This window comes from Paraconexibacter antarcticus (genome assembly GCF_024220175.1).
Classification (GTDB): Bacteria; Actinomycetota; Thermoleophilia; order Solirubrobacterales; family Solirubrobacteraceae; genus Paraconexibacter; species Paraconexibacter antarcticus.
The window spans coordinates 837,536-855,493 of sequence record NZ_CP098502.1; the positions used below are offsets into that span (position 1 = coordinate 837,536).

Genomic DNA, 17,958 nt, shown 5'->3' on the forward strand with positions numbered 1-17,958 from the left:
ACGCCCATGGCCACCGCCACCGTCCCCTCAGCCCGCCCGCCCGCCGGTCACGAACCGCCGCCGCCCGTCGCCGGCGACCGCGCCCCGAACGAGGTCCTCCATGCCGCCCTCTGAGTCTCTCGATGCGCTCCTCGCGCGCATCCACGCCGCCGAGCGCGGCCCGCACGTCGCGGCCGCCTTCGATTACGACGGGACGCTCATCTCCGGGTACTCGGCCGGGGCGTTCTACCAGCACCGGATCAGGTCCGGCGACATGGGTCCCATCGAGCTCGCCCGCACCGCGCTCATCGCGCGCCGCGGGATCGCCGACCCCTCCGAGTTCGCCACCTTCTTCACCTTCGCGCTCGAGGCGTGGATCGGGACGGAGGAGGCCGACCTCGAGGCGCTCGGCGACAAGCTCTTCAAGGGGACGATCGCGTCGAAGCTCCACCACGAGGCGTTCGCGCTCGTGGAGGCCCACCGCGAGATGGGTCACACGCTCGTGCTCGCGTCCTCGGCGATGCGCTTCCAGACCGAGCCGATGGCCCGCGAGCTCGGCATCGAGCACGTCCTCTCGACCGAGATCGAGATCGTCGACGGCCGGGTCACCGGCGGCGTCGTCGGCAAGCCGCTGTTCGGGCCCGAGAAGGCCCGCGGGCTCCGCGACCTCGCGCAGGCCGAGGGCCTCGACCTCGAGCAGTCCTTCGCGTACTCCAACGGCCGCGAGGACATCCCGTTCCTCGAGGCGGTCGGGCACGCGGCGGCGATCGAGCCCGACGCCGAGCTCTGGGCTGAGGCCGCGCTGCGCGGCTGGCCCGTCCTGCGCTGCGCCCCGCCGCCGTCGAGCATCCCGGGGCCGAAGGACGTCGCCCGGACCGCCGCGTTCTACGGCGGACTGCTCGGCGCCATGGGCATCGGCACGGGGGTCGGCCTGCTCTCGCGCAGGCGCAGCGCGATGAGCGACATCGGCATGGGCATGGGGACGGACGTCGCGCTGAAGCTCGCCGGCGTCGACGTCCGCGTGGTGCGCGGCAGCGAGCACCTCTGGTCGCACCGCCCCGCCGTCTTCATCTTCAACCACCAGAGCAAGATGGATCCGATGGTCGTCACGAAGCTCATCCGCGAGGACTTCACCGCCGTCGGCAAGGCCCAGGCGAAGAACGTCCCCGTCTTCGGCCAGTTCTTCCAGCTCGCGGGGATGACGTTCATCGACCGCAGCGACAACGCGAAGGCCCGCGAGGCGCTGGAGCCCGTCGTCGAGGCGATCCGGGGCGGCAAGTCGCTCATGATCGCCCCGGAGGGCACGCGGACCCCGACCCCGCGGCTCGGCCCGTTCAAGAAGGGCCCGTTCCACATCGCGATGCAGGCGGGCGTCCCGATCGTCCCGATCGTCCTGAAGGGCATCCACACCGTGCAGTCGCGCGGCGGGCAGCTCATCCACCCGGGCACGGTCGAGGTCGTCGTCCTGCCGCCCTTCCTCACGGACAGGTGGAAGCCGAGGACGGTGGGCATCCACGCCGACGAGGTGCGGGACGCGATGCTCGAGATCCTGCGCGACTGGCCGACGGCCACCAACGGCAAGGGAGCACACTGATGGCGACAGGTATCCGCGAGGACGGCGTCCTCGACTGGGGCGCGGGCAACGCGCTGAACCCGCTGGAGACGGTCATGTGGCGGGCCGAGGTGGACCCGACGCTCAACTCGACCGTCCTCGCGCTCGAGATCCTCGACCGCTCCCCGGACTGGCCCCGCTTCCGCGCCGCGCACGAGTGGGGCTGCAGCGTCGTGCCGCGGTTCCGCCAGCGTGTCGTCGACGGGCCCGCCGGGCTCGGTCAGCCGATCTGGGTCGTCGATCCGCGCTTCGACCTCGACCATCACGTCCGCCGGGTCGTCCTCCCCGACGGGTCGACCTACCGCGACATGCTCGACCGGGTGCAGGCGGTGGCGACGGTGCCGTTCGACCGCTCGCGCCCGCCGTGGCAGGCGATCCTGCTCGAGGGCCTGCCGGACGGTCGCGCCGCCTACGCGCTGAAGATGCACCACGCGACGCTCGACGGCATGGCGGGCATGCAGCTCCTCGGCGGCCTGCACTCCCGGCAGCGCGAGCCGACGAAGGGCAAGAAGATGCCGCCGCCGCCCGCGGCCGGGAGCACGTCGTCGCTCGCCGTCGTCACCCGGCAGGCGGGCAAGGACGTCGGCGGCCTCGTCGGGCTCGCCCGCTCGGCCCCGGGCCGCCTGCTGCGGATCGGCCGGCCCGACCGCGCCGCGCGTGACCTCGCCGCGTACGTCGCGTCGCTGCGGCGCGTCCTGGGCGACTCGGGCGCCGAGCCGTCACCGCTGCTCACCGGCCGCAGCCACGACTGGCACTTCGGGATGATCGACCTGAAGTTCAAGGACCTGCGCGCCGCCGCGAAGGTCGCCGACGCGTCGCTCAACGACGCCTTCCTCGCGGCGCTGCTCGGCGGGTTCCGCCGCTATCACGAGCAGCTCGGCGTCCCGATCCGGACGATGCCGTTCGCGATGCCGATCTCGGTGCGCAAGGAGGGGGAGACCGGGGGCAACGCGTTCGCCGCCGCGCGCCTGGCGGGCCCCGTCGGCGAGAAGGACCCCGTCAAGCGGATGAAGATCCTCGGCAAGGCCGTCCGCGCCGTCCGCGAGGAGCCCGCGCTCAACGGCGTCGGGGCGATGGCGCCGGCGCTCGCCCGCCTGCCCGGGCCGGTCATCGCGCAGCTCGCCGGGTCGCTGACGAAGGCGAACGACCTGCAGGCCTCCAACGTCCCCGGCATCCGCGAGGAGGTCTTCCTCGCCGGCGCGAAGGTCGAGCGGATGTACGGCTACGCGCCGCTGCCCGGCTGCGCGGCGATGATCGTCCTCTTCTCGCACGCGGACCTGTGCTGCGTCGCGGTGAACCTCGACCCGGCGGCGATCACCGAGCCCGAGCGCTTCGGCCGCTGTCTCGTCGAGGGCTTCGGCGAGGTCCTCGACCTCGTGCCGGGCGCCGAGCCCGCGGTGTGGCAGCGATGAGCGCGGGCCCGCACGAGACGCCCGCGAGCTACGCCGGCGGGAGCGGCTCGCCGCTCGTCCTGCTCCACGGCTTCACCGGGAGCTGGCGGGTGTGGCGCCCGCTGCTGCCGGCGCTCACCGCGCACCATGCGGTCTTCGCGCCGTCGCTGCCCGGGCACGCGGGGGCGGAGGCGCCGGCGCCCGGCTTCGGCGGGACGATCGCCGAGCTCGTCGACGGGCTGGAGGCGAAGCTCGACGCGGCCGGCATCGAGCGGGCGCACCTCGTCGGCAACTCGCTCGGCGGCTGGATGGCGCTCGAGCTCGGGCGCCGCGGCCGCGCGCTGTCGGTGCTCGCGCTGTCCCCGGCGGGCGGCTGGCGGAGCCCGCGCGACCTGAAGCGCGTCGTCGGCCTCATGCGCGGCGGGCGGCTGATGATGGAGCGCGGCGGTGCGGGCCTGACCCCGCTGCTCGCGCGGCCCCGCTTCCGCCGCCTCATGCTCCGCAGCGTCGCCGAGCACGGTGAGCGCGTTCCGCCCGCCGCGGTCGCCGAGATGCTCGAGGAGGCGCTCGGCTGCGTCGCCTTCGACGCGATCCTCACCTCGATCCGGACCGGGACGCCGCTGCCGGCCGCCCCCGCGGCCGACTACCCGATCCGCATCGCCTGGAGCGAGAAGGACCGCACGATCCCGCTCGAGCGCTACGGCCGCCCGCTCGTCGCGAACGTCCCCGGCGCCGAGCTCACGATCCTCCCCGGCGTCGGGCACGTCCCGATGTTCGACGACCCCGAGCTCGTCGCGCGGAACATCCTCGAGGTCGCGGCGGCGGCCGACGCGAAGGCCGCCGTCGCCGCCTGACCCGCCGAGGGGCGGGGGCGGCGGCCGGGTCAGGCGACCGGCCCGCGCTTCCGGCACCAGTCGACGAACCACTGCAGCGCCTCGGGGTTCGCGAGCGAGCCGGCGTTCGCGGCCGACCCGGGGTCGCGGCCCATCATGAGCTTCTTGATCGGCACCTCGAGGAGCTTGCCGGTGAGCGTCTTCGGCAGGTCGGGCGCGGCGACGAGCTCGTCGGGGACGTGGCGGGGGGACGCGTCGCTGCGGATGCTCGCGGCGACCTGCTTCGTCAGCTCGGGCGTGAGCTCGACGCCGTCCTCGAGGACGACGAAGAGGCCGAGCCAGCTGTCGCCCGTGCCGCTCGCGGGCGGGACGTCGACGGCGAGCGCGTCCGCGATCCCGTCGACGGCGAGGACGGCGGCGTAGATCTCCGCGGTGCCCATGCGGATGCCGCCGCGGTTGATCGTCGAGTCGCTGCGCCCGTAGATGATCGCCGAGCCACGCGCGGTGATGCGGATCCAGTCGCCGTGGCGCCAGACCCCGGGGAAGAGCTCGAAGTACGAGTCGCGGTAGCGCTCGCCGCCGGCGTCGTTCCAGAACTTCACCGGCATCGACGGCATCGGCTCGGTGACGACGAGCTCGCCGACCTCGTCGACGACGGCACGGCCGTCGTCGTCCCACGCCTCGACCTTCACGCCGAGCATCCGGGCCGACAGCTCGCCGACGTGGACGGGCATGAGCGGCGCGCCGCCGAAGAAGCCGCCCGCGATGTCGGTGCCCCCGGAGGTGGACACGGTCCAGATGTGCGGGCCGACGTGCTCGGCGATCCACGAGAAGCCCTCGGGCGCCAGCGGCGAGCCGGTGACGCCGACGCAGCGCAGGTTCGCGAGCTCGCGGCCCTGGGCCGGCTCGACCCCCGCGCGCATGCACCCGTGGATGAACGCGGCGCCCGCGCCGAAGAGCGCGGCGCCGGACTCGTCGGCGACGTCCCACAGCGTGTCGAGCGACGGGTAGCCCGGGTTGCCGTCGTAGAGGACGATCGAGACGTCCGACAGCAGGCCGCAGACGAGGTAGTTCCACATGATCCAGCCGGTGGTCGTGAACCACAGGACGCGGTCGCCGGGCTTGTTGTCCTGGTGCAGCCGCCACGTCTTGAGGTGCTCGAGGAGCGGGCCGCCGTGGCCGTGGACGATCGGCTTCGGCAGGCCGGTCGTGCCGGACGAGTAGACGATCCACAGCGGGTGGTCGAAGGGGACGCGCTCGAAGGCGAGCGGCTCCTCGGTCGCGGGGAACGCCTCCGCCCAGCCGCCCTCGGTCCCGAGGTACGGCAGCACGATCGTCCGCTCCACCGTCGGCAGGGCCGCCGCCAGCTCGTGGACGATCTGCGTGCGGTCGAAGGCCTTGCCCCCGTACCGGTAGCCGTCGACGGCGAGGAGGACCTTCGGCTCGATCTGCGCGAACCGGTCGACGACCGTGCGGGTGCCGAAGTCCGGCGAGCAGCAGGACCAGATCGCGCCGAGGGACGTCGTGGCGAGGAAGGCGGCGACGGTGTGCGGGATGTTCGGCAGGTAGCCGGCGACCCGGTCGCCGCGCTCGACGCCGAGCGCGGCGAGGCCGGCGCGGATGCGCGTCACCTCCTCGGTGAGCTGCGCCCACGTCCACGCCTGCAGCGGACGCTCCTCGGCGGCGAACTGGAGCGCGAGGGCGGCCGGGTCCTTCCCGCGGAAGACGTGCTCGGGGAAGGAGAGCGCGACGTCGGGGAACCAGCGCGCGCCCGGCATCTCGTGCGTGTCGAGGACCCGGGTGGGGTCGCCGTCGGCCTGGAGCTCGTAGCGGTCCCACAGCGTGCGCCAGAAGCGCTCGACGTCGGCGACCGACCACTCCCACAGCTCGTTGTAGTCCGTGGCGCCGACCTCGCGCATGAGCGCGGTCATCTCGGCCGCCTCGACCATGTCCGGCGGGGCGGTCCACAGCGGGGCCACCGCGGGCGTCTGCAGGTCAGACACCGGCCCGCTCCCCCCACGCGATGGGGCCGGCGACGAGCACGTGGCTCGTCAGGCGCCGCCCGAGGACCGACTGGACCTCGCGGGCCGCGGCGAGCAGCGCGTCGAGGTCGACCCCCGTGTCGACGCCCATCTCGTGGAACATCGAGATGAGGTCCTCGCTCGCGACGTTGCCGGTCGCTCCGGGTGGCACGGGGCAGCCGCCGAGCTCGCCGAAGCTCGACTCGAACGACGTGATGCCGGCCTCGAGCGCCGCGAGGCAGTTGGCGAGGCCCTGGCCGCGGGTGTTGTGGAAGTGGGCGGTGAGCTCCACGCCCGGGAGCGCCTCGAGCGCCCGGGTGAAGAACGCCCTCACCTGGCGCGGGTTCGCCATGCCGGTCGTGTCGCCGAAGCCGAGCTCGTCGCAGCCCGCGGCGGCGAGGCGCCCGGCGAGCTCGACGACGCGCGCCGGGTCGACGTGGCCCTCGTACGGACAGCCGAACGCCGTCGCGATGACGGCCGAGCACCGCAGCCCCGCGTCCTTGATCACCGGCGCCATCCGCTCGAGCGTCGCGAGCGAGTCGTCCACCGGGCGGTTGACGTTCTTGCGGTTGTGGGTCTCGGAGGCGCTGAGGAAGATGACGACGTCGTGGAAGGTCTCCCGGTGCTCGAGCGCGGTCTGCAGACCGCGCTCGTTCGGCACGAGGACCGTGAGCTCGACGTCGCCGGGGACGTCGAGCCCGTGGAGGACGTCGATCGCGTCGTCGAGCTGCGGGATGACGTCCGGCCGGACGAAGCTCGCGACCTCCAGGCGCTTGTAGCCCGCGCCGGCGAGCTGCTCGATGAGGCGGATCTTGTCGGCGGTGGCGATGCGCTCGGGCTCGTTCTGGAAGCCGTCGCGCGGCCCCACCTCGCGCACGCGGACCCGGTCGGGAAGCTGGTCGTCGATCATCACGAGCGACCGTATCCGCGCCGGGCGCCCCGCTCCTCGCCCCAGGGCCGGGTCCGTGTCCCCCCTCGGAGGCACAGCGGACCCCGGAACGACGAAGGGCCGCCCGGAGGCGGCCCCTCGTCGCCCGGCCGGACGATGGCCCCGTGGGCCACCTCCCGACCGGGTCGAGCCCTCCGGGCGCCGGTCCGGCTAGGCCATGAGGCTCGCGGGATCGAAGTCCGCGTCCCAGTAGTGGGGACGCATGATCGGGAGGCCGAGCGCCTCGAAGACCGGGCAGTCGTTCATGACCGTCGAGTCGAGGACGATCTTCCCGTCCGCGTCGAACTTCAGGAACGTCGAGCCGTTCGTGCTCAGCGTCTTGCCGTCCGGGTTGTCGATGCCGCGGAAGGACGCGATGCCCTCGACGGTGTAGTCCCACTCGACCATGCCCCAGCGCTCGTCGCCGGTGTACTTCGTCACGGTGAACGTGTGGACGCCGAGGCCGTTGCCGGCGTCGTCGTTCGCGAACCCGCCGAGGCGGTCGACGATCTGGTCACGCGTGTAGATCGTGTCCTTCATGTGGTCGTCGACCATCGTGTGCTCGAGGGTGAAGTCGAGGTCGCCGGCGTACAGGTCGGCGAAGGCCTCCGTGTCGCTGCCGCGGAGCTCGGCCCACTTCTGTGCATATTCGAGGTTCATGTCGTGCTCCTCTCAGGCCGCGCCGACGGCGGACTGGACCGGGAAGACGGACTTCTCGGCGGTCATGCCGATGCCGCGCAGGACCGCGGAGGCGTCCCACCAGGAGGACTCCTTCACGATCTTGCCCTCCTCGTTGTAGACGTGGAACGTGTGGCCCTGCGTCCAGAACGGCTTGTTCGCGACGTCGAGGCCGAGGAACACGGCGGCGTGGTCGGGACCCCACTCCCAGCGGATGAGCCCGCTCCTCTCGTCGCCCTCGTAGCCGCGGATGCGGAAGTTGTGGATGCCGATCCCGTTGTCCGGATCGGTGTTGGCGTACGGCGCGAAGACCCGGTGCAGGTCCTCCATGTCGGTGATGGTCTGGTCGAGCATCCAGTCCTCGAAGAGGAAATCGTCGGCGTACAGCGCGCAGACATCCTCGGGGCTCGTGCGGAAGCCTCTCAGCCACTTGACGGCAAAGGCGTAGTTCATCCGGGGTCTCTCCTCGTTTGGAACCGGTTTTGGCGGTATCGACGACGCTACGTCCGGCCCGATCGGGGGCCGTCTTCCCAAGGAGGGGGATACCCCGGTCGAAAGGAGCAAGGGGGTTTTCCGGGGTCAGAACGGGCGTCCGCGGACGCACCGATGCCCGGCGAGGGGTGCCGGGCATCGGGTGCTGCGAGACCGTTTTTCGAGGGACGGTCGGTGGCGGCCCGTGGGAGCGGGCCGACGGATCAGTCCATGCCGAGCGGGCCCGAGGACTGGCGGTTGAGGAACTGACGGACGAACGGGTTCTCGGACTTGAGCATCTCGTCGCGCCCGCCGGCCTGGACGATGCGGCCCTTCCACAGCACGCCGATGTACTGGCCGATCTGGCGCATCGTCGCGATGTCGTGGGTGATGAGGATGTACGTGCCGCCGTGCCGCTTGTGCATGTCCTTGATGAGGTCGCACAGCAGCGAGGTGCGGACGGGATCCAGGCCCGAGTCCGGCTCGTCGAAGACGACGATCTCCGGCTCGGTGACGAGCGCGCGGGCGAAGCCGGCGCGCTTGCGCATGCCGCCGGAGAGCTCGGAGGGCATCGCCTGCTCGGCGCCGCCGAGCCCGACCTCCGCGAGGCGGGCGTGGACGACGTCGGCGATGGCGTTCTCCGACAGGTCGGAGTTCTGCCGCAGCGGGAACGCCGTGTTGTCGTAGACGTTCATCGAGCCGAAGAGCGCGCCGTCCTGGAAGAGGATGCCGAAGCGGCGGCGCAGCTCGAGCAGCTCGGACATCCGCAGGTTCGGGACCGACTTGCCGTGGACCTTGATGTCGCCGCCGTCCGGGAAGAGCAGGCCGATGAGGTGCTTGATGAGCACCGACTTGCCGGTGCCGGACGGGCCGAGGACGACGGTGATCATGCCCTCGGGGATGCCGAGGTTGAGCCCGTCGAGCACCTGGTGGCGGCCGAAGTTCTTGTAGACGTCCTGGCACTGGATCGACCAGAACTCACCGGGGACCTCCTCCGCGAGGGAGCCCTGGCCCTCGTGCAGCTCGAACGTCGCCGCCTGGTCCAGCAGATCGCGCGTCTGCGGGTCCGCGTACCCGGCACCCGACGGCACCTCGATCAGCTCACTCATTCGCCCGTCTCCTCAGCGTTGGTCATCGCCGCACTCGCGCGGCGACAGCGTCCTGGGCATCTTCTTCCAGGCGCCCCTTCGGGGGCGTGCTCTCTGAGGGGTACTTCTCTCCGCCTTTGGTGGGTCCGCCCCTCGCGCGGGAGTAGTGTCGCCCGCATGGCGTCGACCTTTCTCGCCGTGCAATTCGAGTTCACGCACGCGATCGGCCCCCACGCGGGGCGGTACGTCGTCGCGCATCCGCGCGCGGTCGACGCGGCGGGCGCCGCGCTGCGCAGCGACGAGCTCACGCGGCGCCAGCGCCTGAGCGGGCAGACGATGGCGGCGGGCACCGCCGACGTCCTCGCGGTGACGCTCGTGGCCGCGGCCGCCGCCTCGGCGACGCCCCGCGGACGGATCCGCCGCCGGTCGCGCGAGGCGGACGTGGCGGCCGCCCCCGCCGACGTGCCGCTCATCCTCGCAACGTTCATCCGCGGCACCGAGCCGATGGCCGACGCCGAGGCCGACGCCCTGCTCCTGCGGATCGCCGAGGACGACGACGCGCAGCAGGCCTGGGTCGCCGACGGGCTGCGCGTGCTCAACCAGGCGATCCGCGGCTACCGCGCCGGCTCGCGCGACCCGTACGTCACCGAGGTCGCGCAGCGCGACGCCCGCGCCACCCGCATCGGGTACGGGACGACCGACAGCCTGCCGGACGGCCGCTTCACGCGCGCCGCGGTCCTGCCGCCGCCGATCGGCGCGAAGGCCAGCCGCGAGGAGCGGCTGCAGCCGTCCGAGACGACCGCCGACGTCCTCGCGGGCCGCACGAGCATCCTCGAGGGCGAGGACCTCCTGCTGCGCGCGTACACCGACCTCGACCACGGGCGCACCCGCGCCGCCGCGCTGCAGGTGCGCGCCGCCGTCCACCTCCTCGAGCTCGAGTTCGCGGACGTCGAGGGCGGCCGGTCGCTGCGCGCGGACTTCGAGGCCCTCGCCGCACGCGCGGACGAGCTCGTCGCCGCCGTCGCCGTCGGTCCGCTGGGCGAGGCGGAGGTCATCGAGCTCGAGGCGCTGCTCGACAACCTCGAGCGCGCGATCGAGCTCTGGCGCTACACGCCGAAGGCGGTCTGAGGGCGGCGGATCAGCCGGAGACCCGCCACGCGAAGGCGCGGCGGAGGTAGAGCATCGGCTCGACCTGCTCGAGCCGCTCGACCTCCTCGATGATGCCGATCATCACCGTGTGGTCGAGGTGCTCGAAGGCCTTCGAGGTGCGGCAGCGCAGGTACGCGAGCGAGCCGGCGATGCGCGGCACGTCCCCGTCCCACGCCCACTCGAGGCCCGCGAACTTGTCGTCGGCCTTGCTCGCGAAGGTCGAGGCCATCGCGTCCTGACCGACCTGGAGGACGTGGACGCCGAAGTGCTCGGCGGCGAGGAGCGCCGAGTAGCAGCGGGAGGAGTGCGCGACCGACACGAGGATCGACGGCGGCTCCGCGGTGTACGCGGTGAGCGACGTGACGACGAGGCCCTTGGGCTGCTCGTCGTCGCCCTTAACGGTGATGACGGCGACGCCCGCGGGGAGCTCCGCCATGAGGTCCCCGAAGTGGGCGGGGGTGAAGGTGCCGTTCTCGGGGCTCATGCCGCGTGCTCCTCGTTCAGGTCGGTGGCGATGCGCGGGCGCCAGCCGGCGGGGCCCGCCGTGGACACGGGCGGGGCGGCGGGGCGGCGGCCGACGGGGATCTGCGCGCTCACACTGAGACCGTAGCCCTCCAGGCCGTGGATGCGCTTGGGATAGTTGGTCAGCAGCCGGATCGACGACAGGTCCAGGTCGGCGAGGATCTGCGCCCCGACGCCGTAGTCGCGCAGGTCGACGGGCAGCCCGACGGGGCCCGTGTGCTCGCCGGCGAAGCACGCGCCGAGGCCGTCGGCCTCGAGGTGCAGGAGGACGCCGCAGCCTTCCTCCTCGATGCGGCGCATCGCGTCCTCGAGCTTCGCGCGGCAGTCGCAGGCGGTCGCCCGGAGCTTGTCGCCGGCGGCGCAGCTCGTGTGGACCCGGATGAGGACGTCCTCGCGGCCGGCGACGTCGCCCTTCACGAGCGCGACGTGCTCACGGCCGTCGGCGAGCTCGCGGTAGCCGACGGCGCGGAAGTCGCCGAACGCCGTCGGCATGACCGCCTCGACGACGCGCTCGACGAGCTGCTCGCGGCGGCGGCGGTAGGCGATGAGGTCCTTGACGGTGATCATCTTCAGGCCGTGCTCGGCGCAGAAGACGGTGAGGTCGGGGACGCGGGCCATCGTGCCATCGGCGTTCATGATCTCGCAGATGACGCCGGCCGGGGTGAGGCCGGCGAGGCGCGCGAGGTCGACGGCGGCCTCGGTCTGCCCGGTGCGCTCGAGGACGCCGCCCGGCCTGGCCTTCAGCGGGAACATGTGTCCGGGCTGGACGATGTCCGCGGGCCCGGCGCCGGGGGCGACGGCGGCCTGGACGGTCCGCGCGCGGTCGGCCGCGGAGATGCCGGTCGTGATGCCCTCGCGCGCCTCGATCGAGACGGTGAACGCCGTCTCGTACGGGGACTCGTTCTTCGCCGCCATCATCTCGAGGCCGAGGTCGTCGCAGCGCTCCGGCGTCATCGCGAGGCAGATGAGGCCGCGCCCGTGCACCGCCATGAAGTTGATCGCCTCCGGCGTGGCGAACTGCGCGGCGAGCGTCAGGTCACCCTCGTTCTCGCGGTCCTCGTCGTCGCAGACCACGACGATCCGGCCGTTGCGGATGTCCTCGAGCGCGTCGTCGATGGTGCTGAAGGGGCTCATGGACCACAGCTTGGAGGCTCACCGATCCCCGTTCATGCCCCCTGGGTGGAGGATCACCCCCCGAAGGGGTCACCCCCGAAGCGGCGTCTCAGACGGCCTACCCACGGGGCGGGAGATGGCCCCGTCGACGGGGGTAGGCCGCTTTCCCGCGCGCCCGCGAGGCGGTAGGAATGGGCCCATGTCCCCGCACGATCCCGCGCCCGTCAAGAACTCCGGCGTCCCGACCACCAAGAGCGACGCGGGTCCTCAGATCTTCATCGCGGGGCTGCTCATCTGCCTCGTGATCGCGATCGTCGTCTTCCTCAACACCTGAGCGGGAGCGACGCGCCCTGAGCGGGGGTAGCGTCCGGGAGTACCCCGGCATCGACGTTCGTCGGGCCGTCCTTGGCGACGCACGAAACTGCACGGATGACGGGGTGTTCGTGCGCCTCCGCGGCAGACCGTCGACCTCCCTCCGCCGACGGCTACATCCGGAAGACCGGCTTGCGCGGCGCCTTGAGCGGCGCGCCGGCGCAGGCCGAGAGCGCGAGGCCGAGGGTGTCGCGCGTGGACTCGGGGAGGATGACGCCGTCGTCCCACAGGCGGGCGGTCGCGTAGTACGGGTGGCCCTGGCGCTCGAACTGGTCGCGGATCTCCCCCTTGCGGGCCTCGATCTTCTCCGGGTCGGTCTCGCGACCGACGGTCGCGAGGACGTTCGCCGCCTGCTCGCCGCCCATGACGGAGATGCGTGCGTTCGGCCACATCCACAGGAAGCGGGGGAAGTACGGCCGGCCGCACATGCCGTAGTTGCCGGCGCCGAAGGAGCCGCCGACGATGACGGTGAGCTTCGGGACCCGGGCGACGGAGACGGCGGAGATCATCTTCGCGCCGTGCTTGGCGATGCCCCCCTCCTCGGCCTCGCGACCGACCATGAAGCCGGTGATGTTCTGGAGGAAGACGAGCGGGATGCCACGCTGGTCGCACATCTCGATGAAGTGCGCGCCCTTCATGGCGGACTCGCTGAAGATGACGCCCTGGTTGGCGAGGATGCCGACCTGGTGGCCGTGCAGGTGCGCGAGGCCGGTGACGAGCGTCGAGCCGTAACCGGCCTTGAACTCGTGGAAGCGCGAGCCGTCGACGATGCGGCTGATGATCTCGCGCGGGTCGTACGGGGTGCGCAGGTCGGCCGGGACCGCGCCGGTGAGCTCGGCCGGGTCGACGGCGGGCGCCTCGGTCTGCACGCGCTGCCACGGCGCGTCGCCGCGCCTGCCGAGCGAGGCGACGATCGAGCGGACGATCGCGAGCGCCTCGGTGTCGTCGGCGGCGAGGTGGTCGGCGACGCCGGACTTCCTCGTGTGCAGGTCGCCGCCGCCGAGGTCCTCGGCGGAGACGTCCTCGCCGGTGGCCGCCTTCACGAGCGGCGGACCCCCGAGGAAGATCGTCCCCTGGTTCTTCACGATGACCGACTCGTCGCACATCGCGGGGATGTACGCGCCGCCGGCGGTGCAGGAGCCGAGCACCGCGGCGATCTGGGCAATGCCCTCCGCGCTGAGGTTCGCCTGGTTGTAGAAGGACTGCCCGAAGCCGCGCACGTCCGGGAAGAGCTCGTCCTGCAGCGGCAGGAAGCCACCGCCGGAGTCCACGAGGTAGACGCAGGGCAGGCGGTTCTGCAGCGCGATCTCCTGCGCGCGCGTCTGCTTGCGCGCGGTCATCGGGTAGTACGAGCCGCCCTTCACCGTCGCGTCGTTGCAGACGATCATCACCTCACGACCGCTCACGCGCCCGATGCCGGTGATCATGCCCGCGCCCGGCGCCTCGTCGTCGTACATGCCGTGCGCGGCGAGCGCGCTGAGCTCGAGGAACGGGGAGCCGCGATCGAGCAGCCGCTCGACGCGCTCACGGGGGAGGAGCTTGCCGCGGCCGGTGTGCTTCGCGGACGCCTTCTCGCCGCCGCCGGCGCGCACGCGGGCGAGCTGCGCCCGCAGGTCCTCGGCGAGCGACGCGTGCGCGGCCTGGTTGACCTTGAACGCCTCCGAGGACGGGTCGGCGGTGCTCTTCAGGACGATCGACATCAGTCTTCTCCGCTCTCCAGCTCGACGACGGCCTGCCCCTGCCGGACCGACTGGCCCTCGCTGACGTGGACCGCGCTGACGACGGCGTCGGCGGGCGCGGTGAGCGACAGCTCCATCTTCATCGACTCGATGACGACGAGCACGTCGCCCTCGCTGACGGCGTCGCCCTCGGCGGTGCGGACCGACAGCACCGTCCCGGGCATCGGCGCCTCCAGCGCGCCGGAGCCGGCGGCGTCCGCGCCCTGGACCGCGGGTTCGACGACGGTGAAGGCGAACGCGTCGGCGCCCGCGGCGACCCACCGCTCCTGCCCGCGCGCGGCGCGGTGCCAGAGCGTCCGCCGCCCGCCGATGCGGACGGCGACGCGCGTCGCGTCGACGCGTTCGACGGCGCCGGGCCACTCGTCCTCGCCGTGGGTGACGAGGAGGTCGGCGGGGGAGCCGCTGACGTGCAGGACGATCGGCTCCTTCGCGCCCGGCGGGAGGAGCTTGAACTCGATCGGGGCCTCGCCCTCGATCCGCCACCCGACGAGCGTGTCCCACGGGTCGGCCGACGCCCCCGCGTCGTGCTCGGAGAGCAGCAGCCGCTCGATCGCCGCCAGGGCCACGGCGGCCCGGACGACGTCCGCCTCCCCGGGTCCGACCGCGGCGACGCCGCGCTCGATCATCGACGTGTCCATGTCACCGGCGCGGACCTCGGGGCTCTCGAGGAGCCGGGCGAGGAAGCCCGCGTTCGTCGTGACCCCGAGCAGGTGCAGGTCGCCGACGGCGTGGACCGCGAGGTCGAGGGCCGTCTCCCGGTCGGGGGCGAAGGTGATGAGCTTCGCGAGCAGCGAGTCGTAGCTCGACCCGATCTCGGAGCCGAGCGCCACGCCGCTGTCGACGCGGATGCCGGCGCCGCGCGGCTCGGCGTACCCCTCGAGCGTGCCGGTCGCGGGGAGGAAGCCGGAGGACGGGTCCTCGGCGCAGATGCGCAGCTCGACCGCGTGACCGCGGAGCTGCACGTCGTCCTGCGTGAGGCCGAGCGGATGGCCGCCGGCGATTCGCAGCTGCAGCTCGACGAGGTCGAGGCCGGTGACGAGCTCGGTGACCGGGTGCTCGACCTGCAGCCGCGCGTTGACCTCGAGGAAGAAGAACTCGTCGGGCGTGTCGTAGGGGACGAGGAACTCGCAGGTGCCCGCCCCGACGTAGCCGGCGTGCCGGAAGAGCTCGACCGCGGCCGAGCCCATCCGCTCGCGGGTGGCCGCGGAGATCACCGGCGAGGGGGACTCCTCGACGACCTTCTGGTGGCGCCGCTGCAGCGAGCACTCGCGCTCGCCGAGGTGGACGACGCCGCCGTGCGTGTCGGCGACGACCTGCACCTCGACGTGGCGGGACCGCGGCACGTACCGCTCGACGAGCAGCGTGTCGTCCCCGAAGCCGGCGATCGCCTCGCGCCGCGCGGCGCCGAGCGCCTCGGCGAGCTGCGCGCGCTCGTGGACGACGCGCATCCCGCGGCCGCCGCCGCCCGCCGCGGCCTTCACCATGAGCGGGAAGACGTCCTCCGTCCCGTCGGCGAAGGCGAGGATGTCCTCGTCGGTGAGGCCGGGACGGCTCAGGCCGGGGAGGACCGGCACGCCCGCGGCGTTCGCGGCGGCCTTCGCGGAGACCTTGTCGCCGAGCGCCTCCATCGCGTCGCCGGACGGCCCGATGAAGGTCAGGCCGGCGTCGACGCAGGCGCGGGCGAAGGCCGCGTTCTCGGAGAGGAAGCCGTAGCCGGGGTGGATGGCGTCGGCGCCCGCGTCCCGCGCGGCCTGCAGGACCCGCTCGACGCTGAGGTAGGACTCGGCGGCCGGCGCGGGCCCGAGGCGGATCGCCTCGTCGGCGAGGCGCACGTGCGGCGCGGCGGCGTCGGCGTCGGAGTAGACGGCGATCGCGCGCAGGCCGAGCGCCTGGACGGTGCGGATGACGCGGACCGCGATCTCCCCGCGGTTGGCGACGAGGACGGCCTGGAGGCTCACCGGACCCCCTCCAGACCGGTCGCCCGCGCGAACGGGACGCGGGCCCCCTGGGCGGGGCGGCTCGCGCTCACGACGCGTCCCCGAAGCTCGGCCGGCGTCGCTCCAGGAAGGCGGCGAGGCCCTCGCGGAACTCGGCGCCGGTCGTCCCGTCGGCGAGCGTGCGGATCTCGTCCTCGAGCTGGCGGGCGAGGTGCCCGTCGGCGGCGCCGCGCAGCAGGCGCTTCGTCTCGCGGATCGCCTGCGCGGGGCCGGCGGCGTACCCGGCGGCGGCGTCCGTCAGCGCGGCCGCGTCGTCGACGACGCGCGTGACGAGCCCGAGCTCGGCGGCGCGGGCGGCGTCGAGCTTCGTGTTCCTCAGGTAGAGGTCGAGGGTCCGGCGGTACCCGAGGTCCCGGGTGACGAAGTACGTGCCGCCGGCGTCGGGGGAGAGCCCGAGCGCGCTGTAGGCGAAGGTCAGCGACGTGCCCGGCGTCGCGAGGACGACGTCGTGGGCGCCCATGAGGCCCAGGCCGCCGCCCGCCACCGCCCCGTCCACGCCGGCGATCGTCAGCAGCGGCGACTCGTGGATGCGGGGGATGAGGACGTTGACGTCGGCGCCGACGTCGCGGATCCAGTCGTGGGTGCCGTCGCCGAGCCGGGCCATCGACGCGACGTCGCCACCCGCGCACCAGGCGGGGCCCTCGGCGACGGTCAGCAGGACGCGGACGCCCGCCCTCGCCTCGGCCTCGTCGAGGCACGCGAGCACGGCCCGCGTCAGCGGCTTGTTGATCGCGTTCATGCCCTTGACGTTCGCCAGGGTCAGGGTCGCGACGGGGCCGGCCACCTCGAGGCGCGCCGGCGTGGACACCTCGGTGGTGCTCATCGTCAGCGGCCCAGGAGGTCGCGGGCGATGATGATGCGGCGGACCTCGTTCGTCCCCGCGCCGATCTGCAGGAGCTTGCCCGCGCGGTAGAGCCGGTTGACCTCGGTCTCCCAGATGTAGCCGCCGCCGCCGTGGATCTGCACGGCGCGGTCGACACAGCGCATGAGGACGAGCCCGGCCTGCAGGACGCAGGCGGCCGCGCGCTTGGAGAGGTGCTTCTTGTCCCCGCCGCCTGCCTCCAGGGCGTTCGCCTCGGCCCCGACCTGGTAGCAGAAGGAGCGCAGCGACTCGGTCTCCGCGTAGATGTCGGCGACCATCCCCTGGATGAACTGGAACTGCGAGATCTTCTGACCGAACTGCTCGCGCGACTTCGCGAAGTCGATCGACAGCTCGAGCGCCCGCTCGCACATCCCGATCATCATGAACGCGAGGCCGATGCGCTCGAGGTCGAGGCCGCTCATCACGACGCGCACGCCCTTGTCGACCTCGCCGACGACGTTCTCCACGGGGACGCGGCAGTCCTCCATGACGATCTCGGCGGTCTGGCTGCCGCGCATGCCCATCTTGATCATCTTCTGGGCGATCGTGAAGCCCGGCGTGTCGCAGTCGACGGCGAACGCGGTGATGCCGTGTGCCCCCGCGTCGAGGTTCGTCTTCGCGTAGACGAGGCAGACGTCGGCGATCGGGCCGTTCGTGATGTAGAGCTTGGAGCCGTTGAGGACGTAGTGGTCGCCGTCGAGCTTCGCGGTCGTCCGCATCGAGCCGAGGGCGTCCGAGCCGGCGCCCGGCTCGGTGAGGCCGAGGCAGCCGACGATCGTGCCCGCGCTCATCCCGGGGATGTAGCGCTCGCAGAGCTCGGCGTTCGCGTTGTGGAGGATGTTGTTCAGGCAGAGGTTCTCGTGCGCGAGGACGCCGAGCCCGACGGACGGGTTCCACTTCGAGACCGCCTGCAGCACGAGCGCGGAGCTGAAGAAGTCCTGGCCCGCGCCGCCGAGGGTCTCGGGGACCGTCACGCCGAGGTAGCCCGCCTCGCCGAGGGCGGGGAAGGCGTCCTCCGGCCACCACTCGTCGTCGTCCATGCGCTGCTGGAGCGGCCAGAAGCGGTCCTTCGCGAACCGCTCCACCTGCTCGACGATGTACTGGTGGTCCTCGCCCAGGGCGAACCAGGGGCCGGCAGCGGTGACGTCGGTGGACATGCTCTGCACCCTAATCGCGGTTCGACGCCGCGCGTCCCACCCGACG

Annotated in this window: 16 protein-coding genes; 5 read left to right on the top strand and 11 right to left on the bottom strand. The window is 72.7% G+C overall.

The window, feature by feature from the left end:
- The first annotated feature begins 100 nt into the window (after window positions 1–100).
- Genes NBH00_RS04100 through NBH00_RS04110 form a run of 3 tightly spaced genes read left to right on the top strand, consistent with a single transcriptional unit; the run spans window position 101 to window position 3,836 of the window.
- Window positions 101–1,573 (top strand): HAD-IB family hydrolase, encoded by a 1,473-nt coding sequence (locus NBH00_RS04100; protein ID WP_254572080.1) that lies wholly within the window; start codon window positions 101–103, stop codon window positions 1,571–1,573.
- Window positions 1,573–3,003, top strand: a complete 1,431-nt coding sequence (locus NBH00_RS04105) for a wax ester/triacylglycerol synthase domain-containing protein (protein WP_254572081.1) — start codon at window positions 1,573–1,575, stop codon at window positions 3,001–3,003. Before NBH00_RS04100 ends, NBH00_RS04105 begins: the two co-directional genes overlap by 1 nt.
- Complete coding sequence (locus NBH00_RS04110; protein ID WP_254572082.1) at window positions 3,000–3,836, top strand: alpha/beta fold hydrolase; 837 nt, start codon at window positions 3,000–3,002, stop codon at window positions 3,834–3,836. The genes NBH00_RS04105 and NBH00_RS04110 overlap by 4 nt, the downstream gene beginning before the upstream one ends.
- Window positions 3,837–3,865: 29 nt before the next feature.
- Here NBH00_RS04110 and NBH00_RS04115 read toward each other — a convergent pair whose 3' ends face one another.
- The 5 genes from NBH00_RS04115 to NBH00_RS04135 form a co-directional block, all read right to left on the bottom strand.
- A complete protein-coding gene (locus tag NBH00_RS04115; protein WP_254572083.1) occupies window positions 3,866–5,818 on the bottom strand; it encodes an acetoacetate--CoA ligase in 1,953 nt (650 codons plus the stop codon).
- A complete protein-coding gene (locus NBH00_RS04120) occupies window positions 5,811–6,746 on the bottom strand; it encodes a hydroxymethylglutaryl-CoA lyase (protein WP_254572084.1) in 936 nt (311 codons plus the stop codon). Before NBH00_RS04120 ends, NBH00_RS04115 begins: the two co-directional genes overlap by 8 nt.
- Before the next feature lie 189 nt (window positions 6,747–6,935).
- Window positions 6,936–7,424 (bottom strand): nuclear transport factor 2 family protein, encoded by a 489-nt coding sequence (locus NBH00_RS04125; RefSeq protein ID WP_254572085.1) that lies wholly within the window; start codon window positions 7,422–7,424, stop codon window positions 6,936–6,938.
- 12 nt (window positions 7,425–7,436) lie between these two features.
- Window positions 7,437–7,895, bottom strand: a complete 459-nt coding sequence (locus NBH00_RS04130; protein WP_254572086.1) for a nuclear transport factor 2 family protein — start codon at window positions 7,893–7,895, stop codon at window positions 7,437–7,439.
- Between the two features lie 242 nt (window positions 7,896–8,137).
- Window positions 8,138–9,022: an ABC transporter ATP-binding protein gene (locus NBH00_RS04135; RefSeq protein WP_254572087.1), complete on the bottom strand. Its 885-nt coding sequence runs from the start codon at window positions 9,020–9,022 to the stop codon at window positions 8,138–8,140.
- 156 nt (window positions 9,023–9,178) lie between these two features.
- Between NBH00_RS04135 and NBH00_RS04140 the strand changes: the two genes are divergently transcribed.
- Window positions 9,179–10,129 carry a hypothetical protein gene (locus NBH00_RS04140; protein ID WP_254572088.1) on the top strand — a complete coding sequence of 317 codons (951 nt, stop codon included), beginning with the start codon at window positions 9,179–9,181 and terminating at the stop codon, window positions 10,127–10,129.
- Window positions 10,130–10,139: 10 nt separating this feature from the next.
- Here the strand turns inward: NBH00_RS04140 and NBH00_RS04145 are convergent, their stop codons facing one another.
- Both NBH00_RS04145 and ribB read right to left on the bottom strand, forming a co-directional pair.
- Complete coding sequence (locus tag NBH00_RS04145) at window positions 10,140–10,634, bottom strand: flavin reductase family protein (RefSeq protein WP_254572089.1); 495 nt, start codon at window positions 10,632–10,634, stop codon at window positions 10,140–10,142.
- Complete coding sequence (gene ribB, locus NBH00_RS04150) at window positions 10,631–11,806, bottom strand: 3,4-dihydroxy-2-butanone-4-phosphate synthase (protein WP_254572090.1); 1,176 nt, start codon at window positions 11,804–11,806, stop codon at window positions 10,631–10,633. Before ribB ends, NBH00_RS04145 begins: the two co-directional genes overlap by 4 nt.
- A gap of 178 nt (window positions 11,807–11,984) precedes the next feature.
- On the opposite strand from ribB, the gene NBH00_RS25185 reads away from it, so the two are divergent.
- Window positions 11,985–12,119: a hypothetical protein gene (locus tag NBH00_RS25185; RefSeq protein ID WP_302182688.1), complete on the top strand. Its 135-nt coding sequence runs from the start codon at window positions 11,985–11,987 to the stop codon at window positions 12,117–12,119.
- A 151-nt stretch (window positions 12,120–12,270) separates the two neighbouring features.
- Here the strand turns inward: NBH00_RS25185 and NBH00_RS04155 are convergent, their stop codons facing one another.
- From NBH00_RS04155 to NBH00_RS04170, 4 genes are all read right to left on the bottom strand, one after another.
- Window positions 12,271–13,857 (bottom strand): acyl-CoA carboxylase subunit beta, encoded by a 1,587-nt coding sequence (locus tag NBH00_RS04155; protein WP_254572091.1) that lies wholly within the window; start codon window positions 13,855–13,857, stop codon window positions 12,271–12,273.
- Window positions 13,857–15,854, bottom strand: coding sequence for an ATP-binding protein (locus NBH00_RS04160; RefSeq protein WP_254572092.1), 1,998 nt, complete (start codon window positions 15,852–15,854; stop codon window positions 13,857–13,859). The genes NBH00_RS04155 and NBH00_RS04160 overlap by 1 nt, the downstream gene beginning before the upstream one ends.
- A gap of 67 nt (window positions 15,855–15,921) precedes the next feature.
- A complete protein-coding gene (locus NBH00_RS04165; RefSeq protein ID WP_254572093.1) occupies window positions 15,922–16,716 on the bottom strand; it encodes an enoyl-CoA hydratase/isomerase family protein in 795 nt (264 codons plus the stop codon).
- Between the two features lie 2 nt (window positions 16,717–16,718).
- Window positions 16,719–17,912, bottom strand: coding sequence for an acyl-CoA dehydrogenase family protein (locus tag NBH00_RS04170; protein WP_254572094.1), 1,194 nt, complete (start codon window positions 17,910–17,912; stop codon window positions 16,719–16,721).
- Between the last annotated feature and the right edge of the window lie 46 nt (window positions 17,913–17,958).

What these genes read in the sequence shown, in the direction of transcription:
- NBH00_RS04100 (WP_254572080.1), top strand. Translation starts at nt 101, where the DNA reads ATGCCGCCCTCTGAGTCTCTCGATGCGCTCCTCGCGCGCATCCACGCC.
- NBH00_RS04105 (WP_254572081.1), top strand. Translation starts at nt 1,573, where the DNA reads ATGGCGACAGGTATCCGCGAGGACGGCGTCCTCGACTGGGGCGCGGGC.
- NBH00_RS04110 (WP_254572082.1), top strand. Translation starts at nt 3,000, where the DNA reads ATGAGCGCGGGCCCGCACGAGACGCCCGCGAGCTACGCCGGCGGGAGC.
- NBH00_RS04120 (WP_254572084.1), bottom strand. Translation starts at nt 6,746, where the DNA reads ATGATCGACGACCAGCTTCCCGACCGGGTCCGCGTGCGCGAGGTGGGG.
- NBH00_RS04125 (WP_254572085.1), bottom strand. Translation starts at nt 7,424, where the DNA reads ATGAACCTCGAATATGCACAGAAGTGGGCCGAGCTCCGCGGCAGCGAC.
- NBH00_RS04130 (WP_254572086.1), bottom strand. Translation starts at nt 7,895, where the DNA reads ATGAACTACGCCTTTGCCGTCAAGTGGCTGAGAGGCTTCCGCACGAGC.
- NBH00_RS04135 (WP_254572087.1), bottom strand. Translation starts at nt 9,022, where the DNA reads ATGAGTGAGCTGATCGAGGTGCCGTCGGGTGCCGGGTACGCGGACCCG.
- NBH00_RS04140 (WP_254572088.1), top strand. Translation starts at nt 9,179, where the DNA reads ATGGCGTCGACCTTTCTCGCCGTGCAATTCGAGTTCACGCACGCGATC.
- NBH00_RS04145 (WP_254572089.1), bottom strand. Translation starts at nt 10,634, where the DNA reads ATGAGCCCCGAGAACGGCACCTTCACCCCCGCCCACTTCGGGGACCTC.
- ribB (WP_254572090.1), bottom strand. Translation starts at nt 11,806, where the DNA reads ATGAGCCCCTTCAGCACCATCGACGACGCGCTCGAGGACATCCGCAAC.
- NBH00_RS25185 (WP_302182688.1), top strand. Translation starts at nt 11,985, where the DNA reads ATGTCCCCGCACGATCCCGCGCCCGTCAAGAACTCCGGCGTCCCGACC.
- NBH00_RS04155 (WP_254572091.1), bottom strand. Translation starts at nt 13,857, where the DNA reads ATGTCGATCGTCCTGAAGAGCACCGCCGACCCGTCCTCGGAGGCGTTC.
- NBH00_RS04165 (WP_254572093.1), bottom strand. Translation starts at nt 16,716, where the DNA reads ATGAGCACCACCGAGGTGTCCACGCCGGCGCGCCTCGAGGTGGCCGGC.
- NBH00_RS04170 (WP_254572094.1), bottom strand. Translation starts at nt 17,912, where the DNA reads ATGTCCACCGACGTCACCGCTGCCGGCCCCTGGTTCGCCCTGGGCGAG.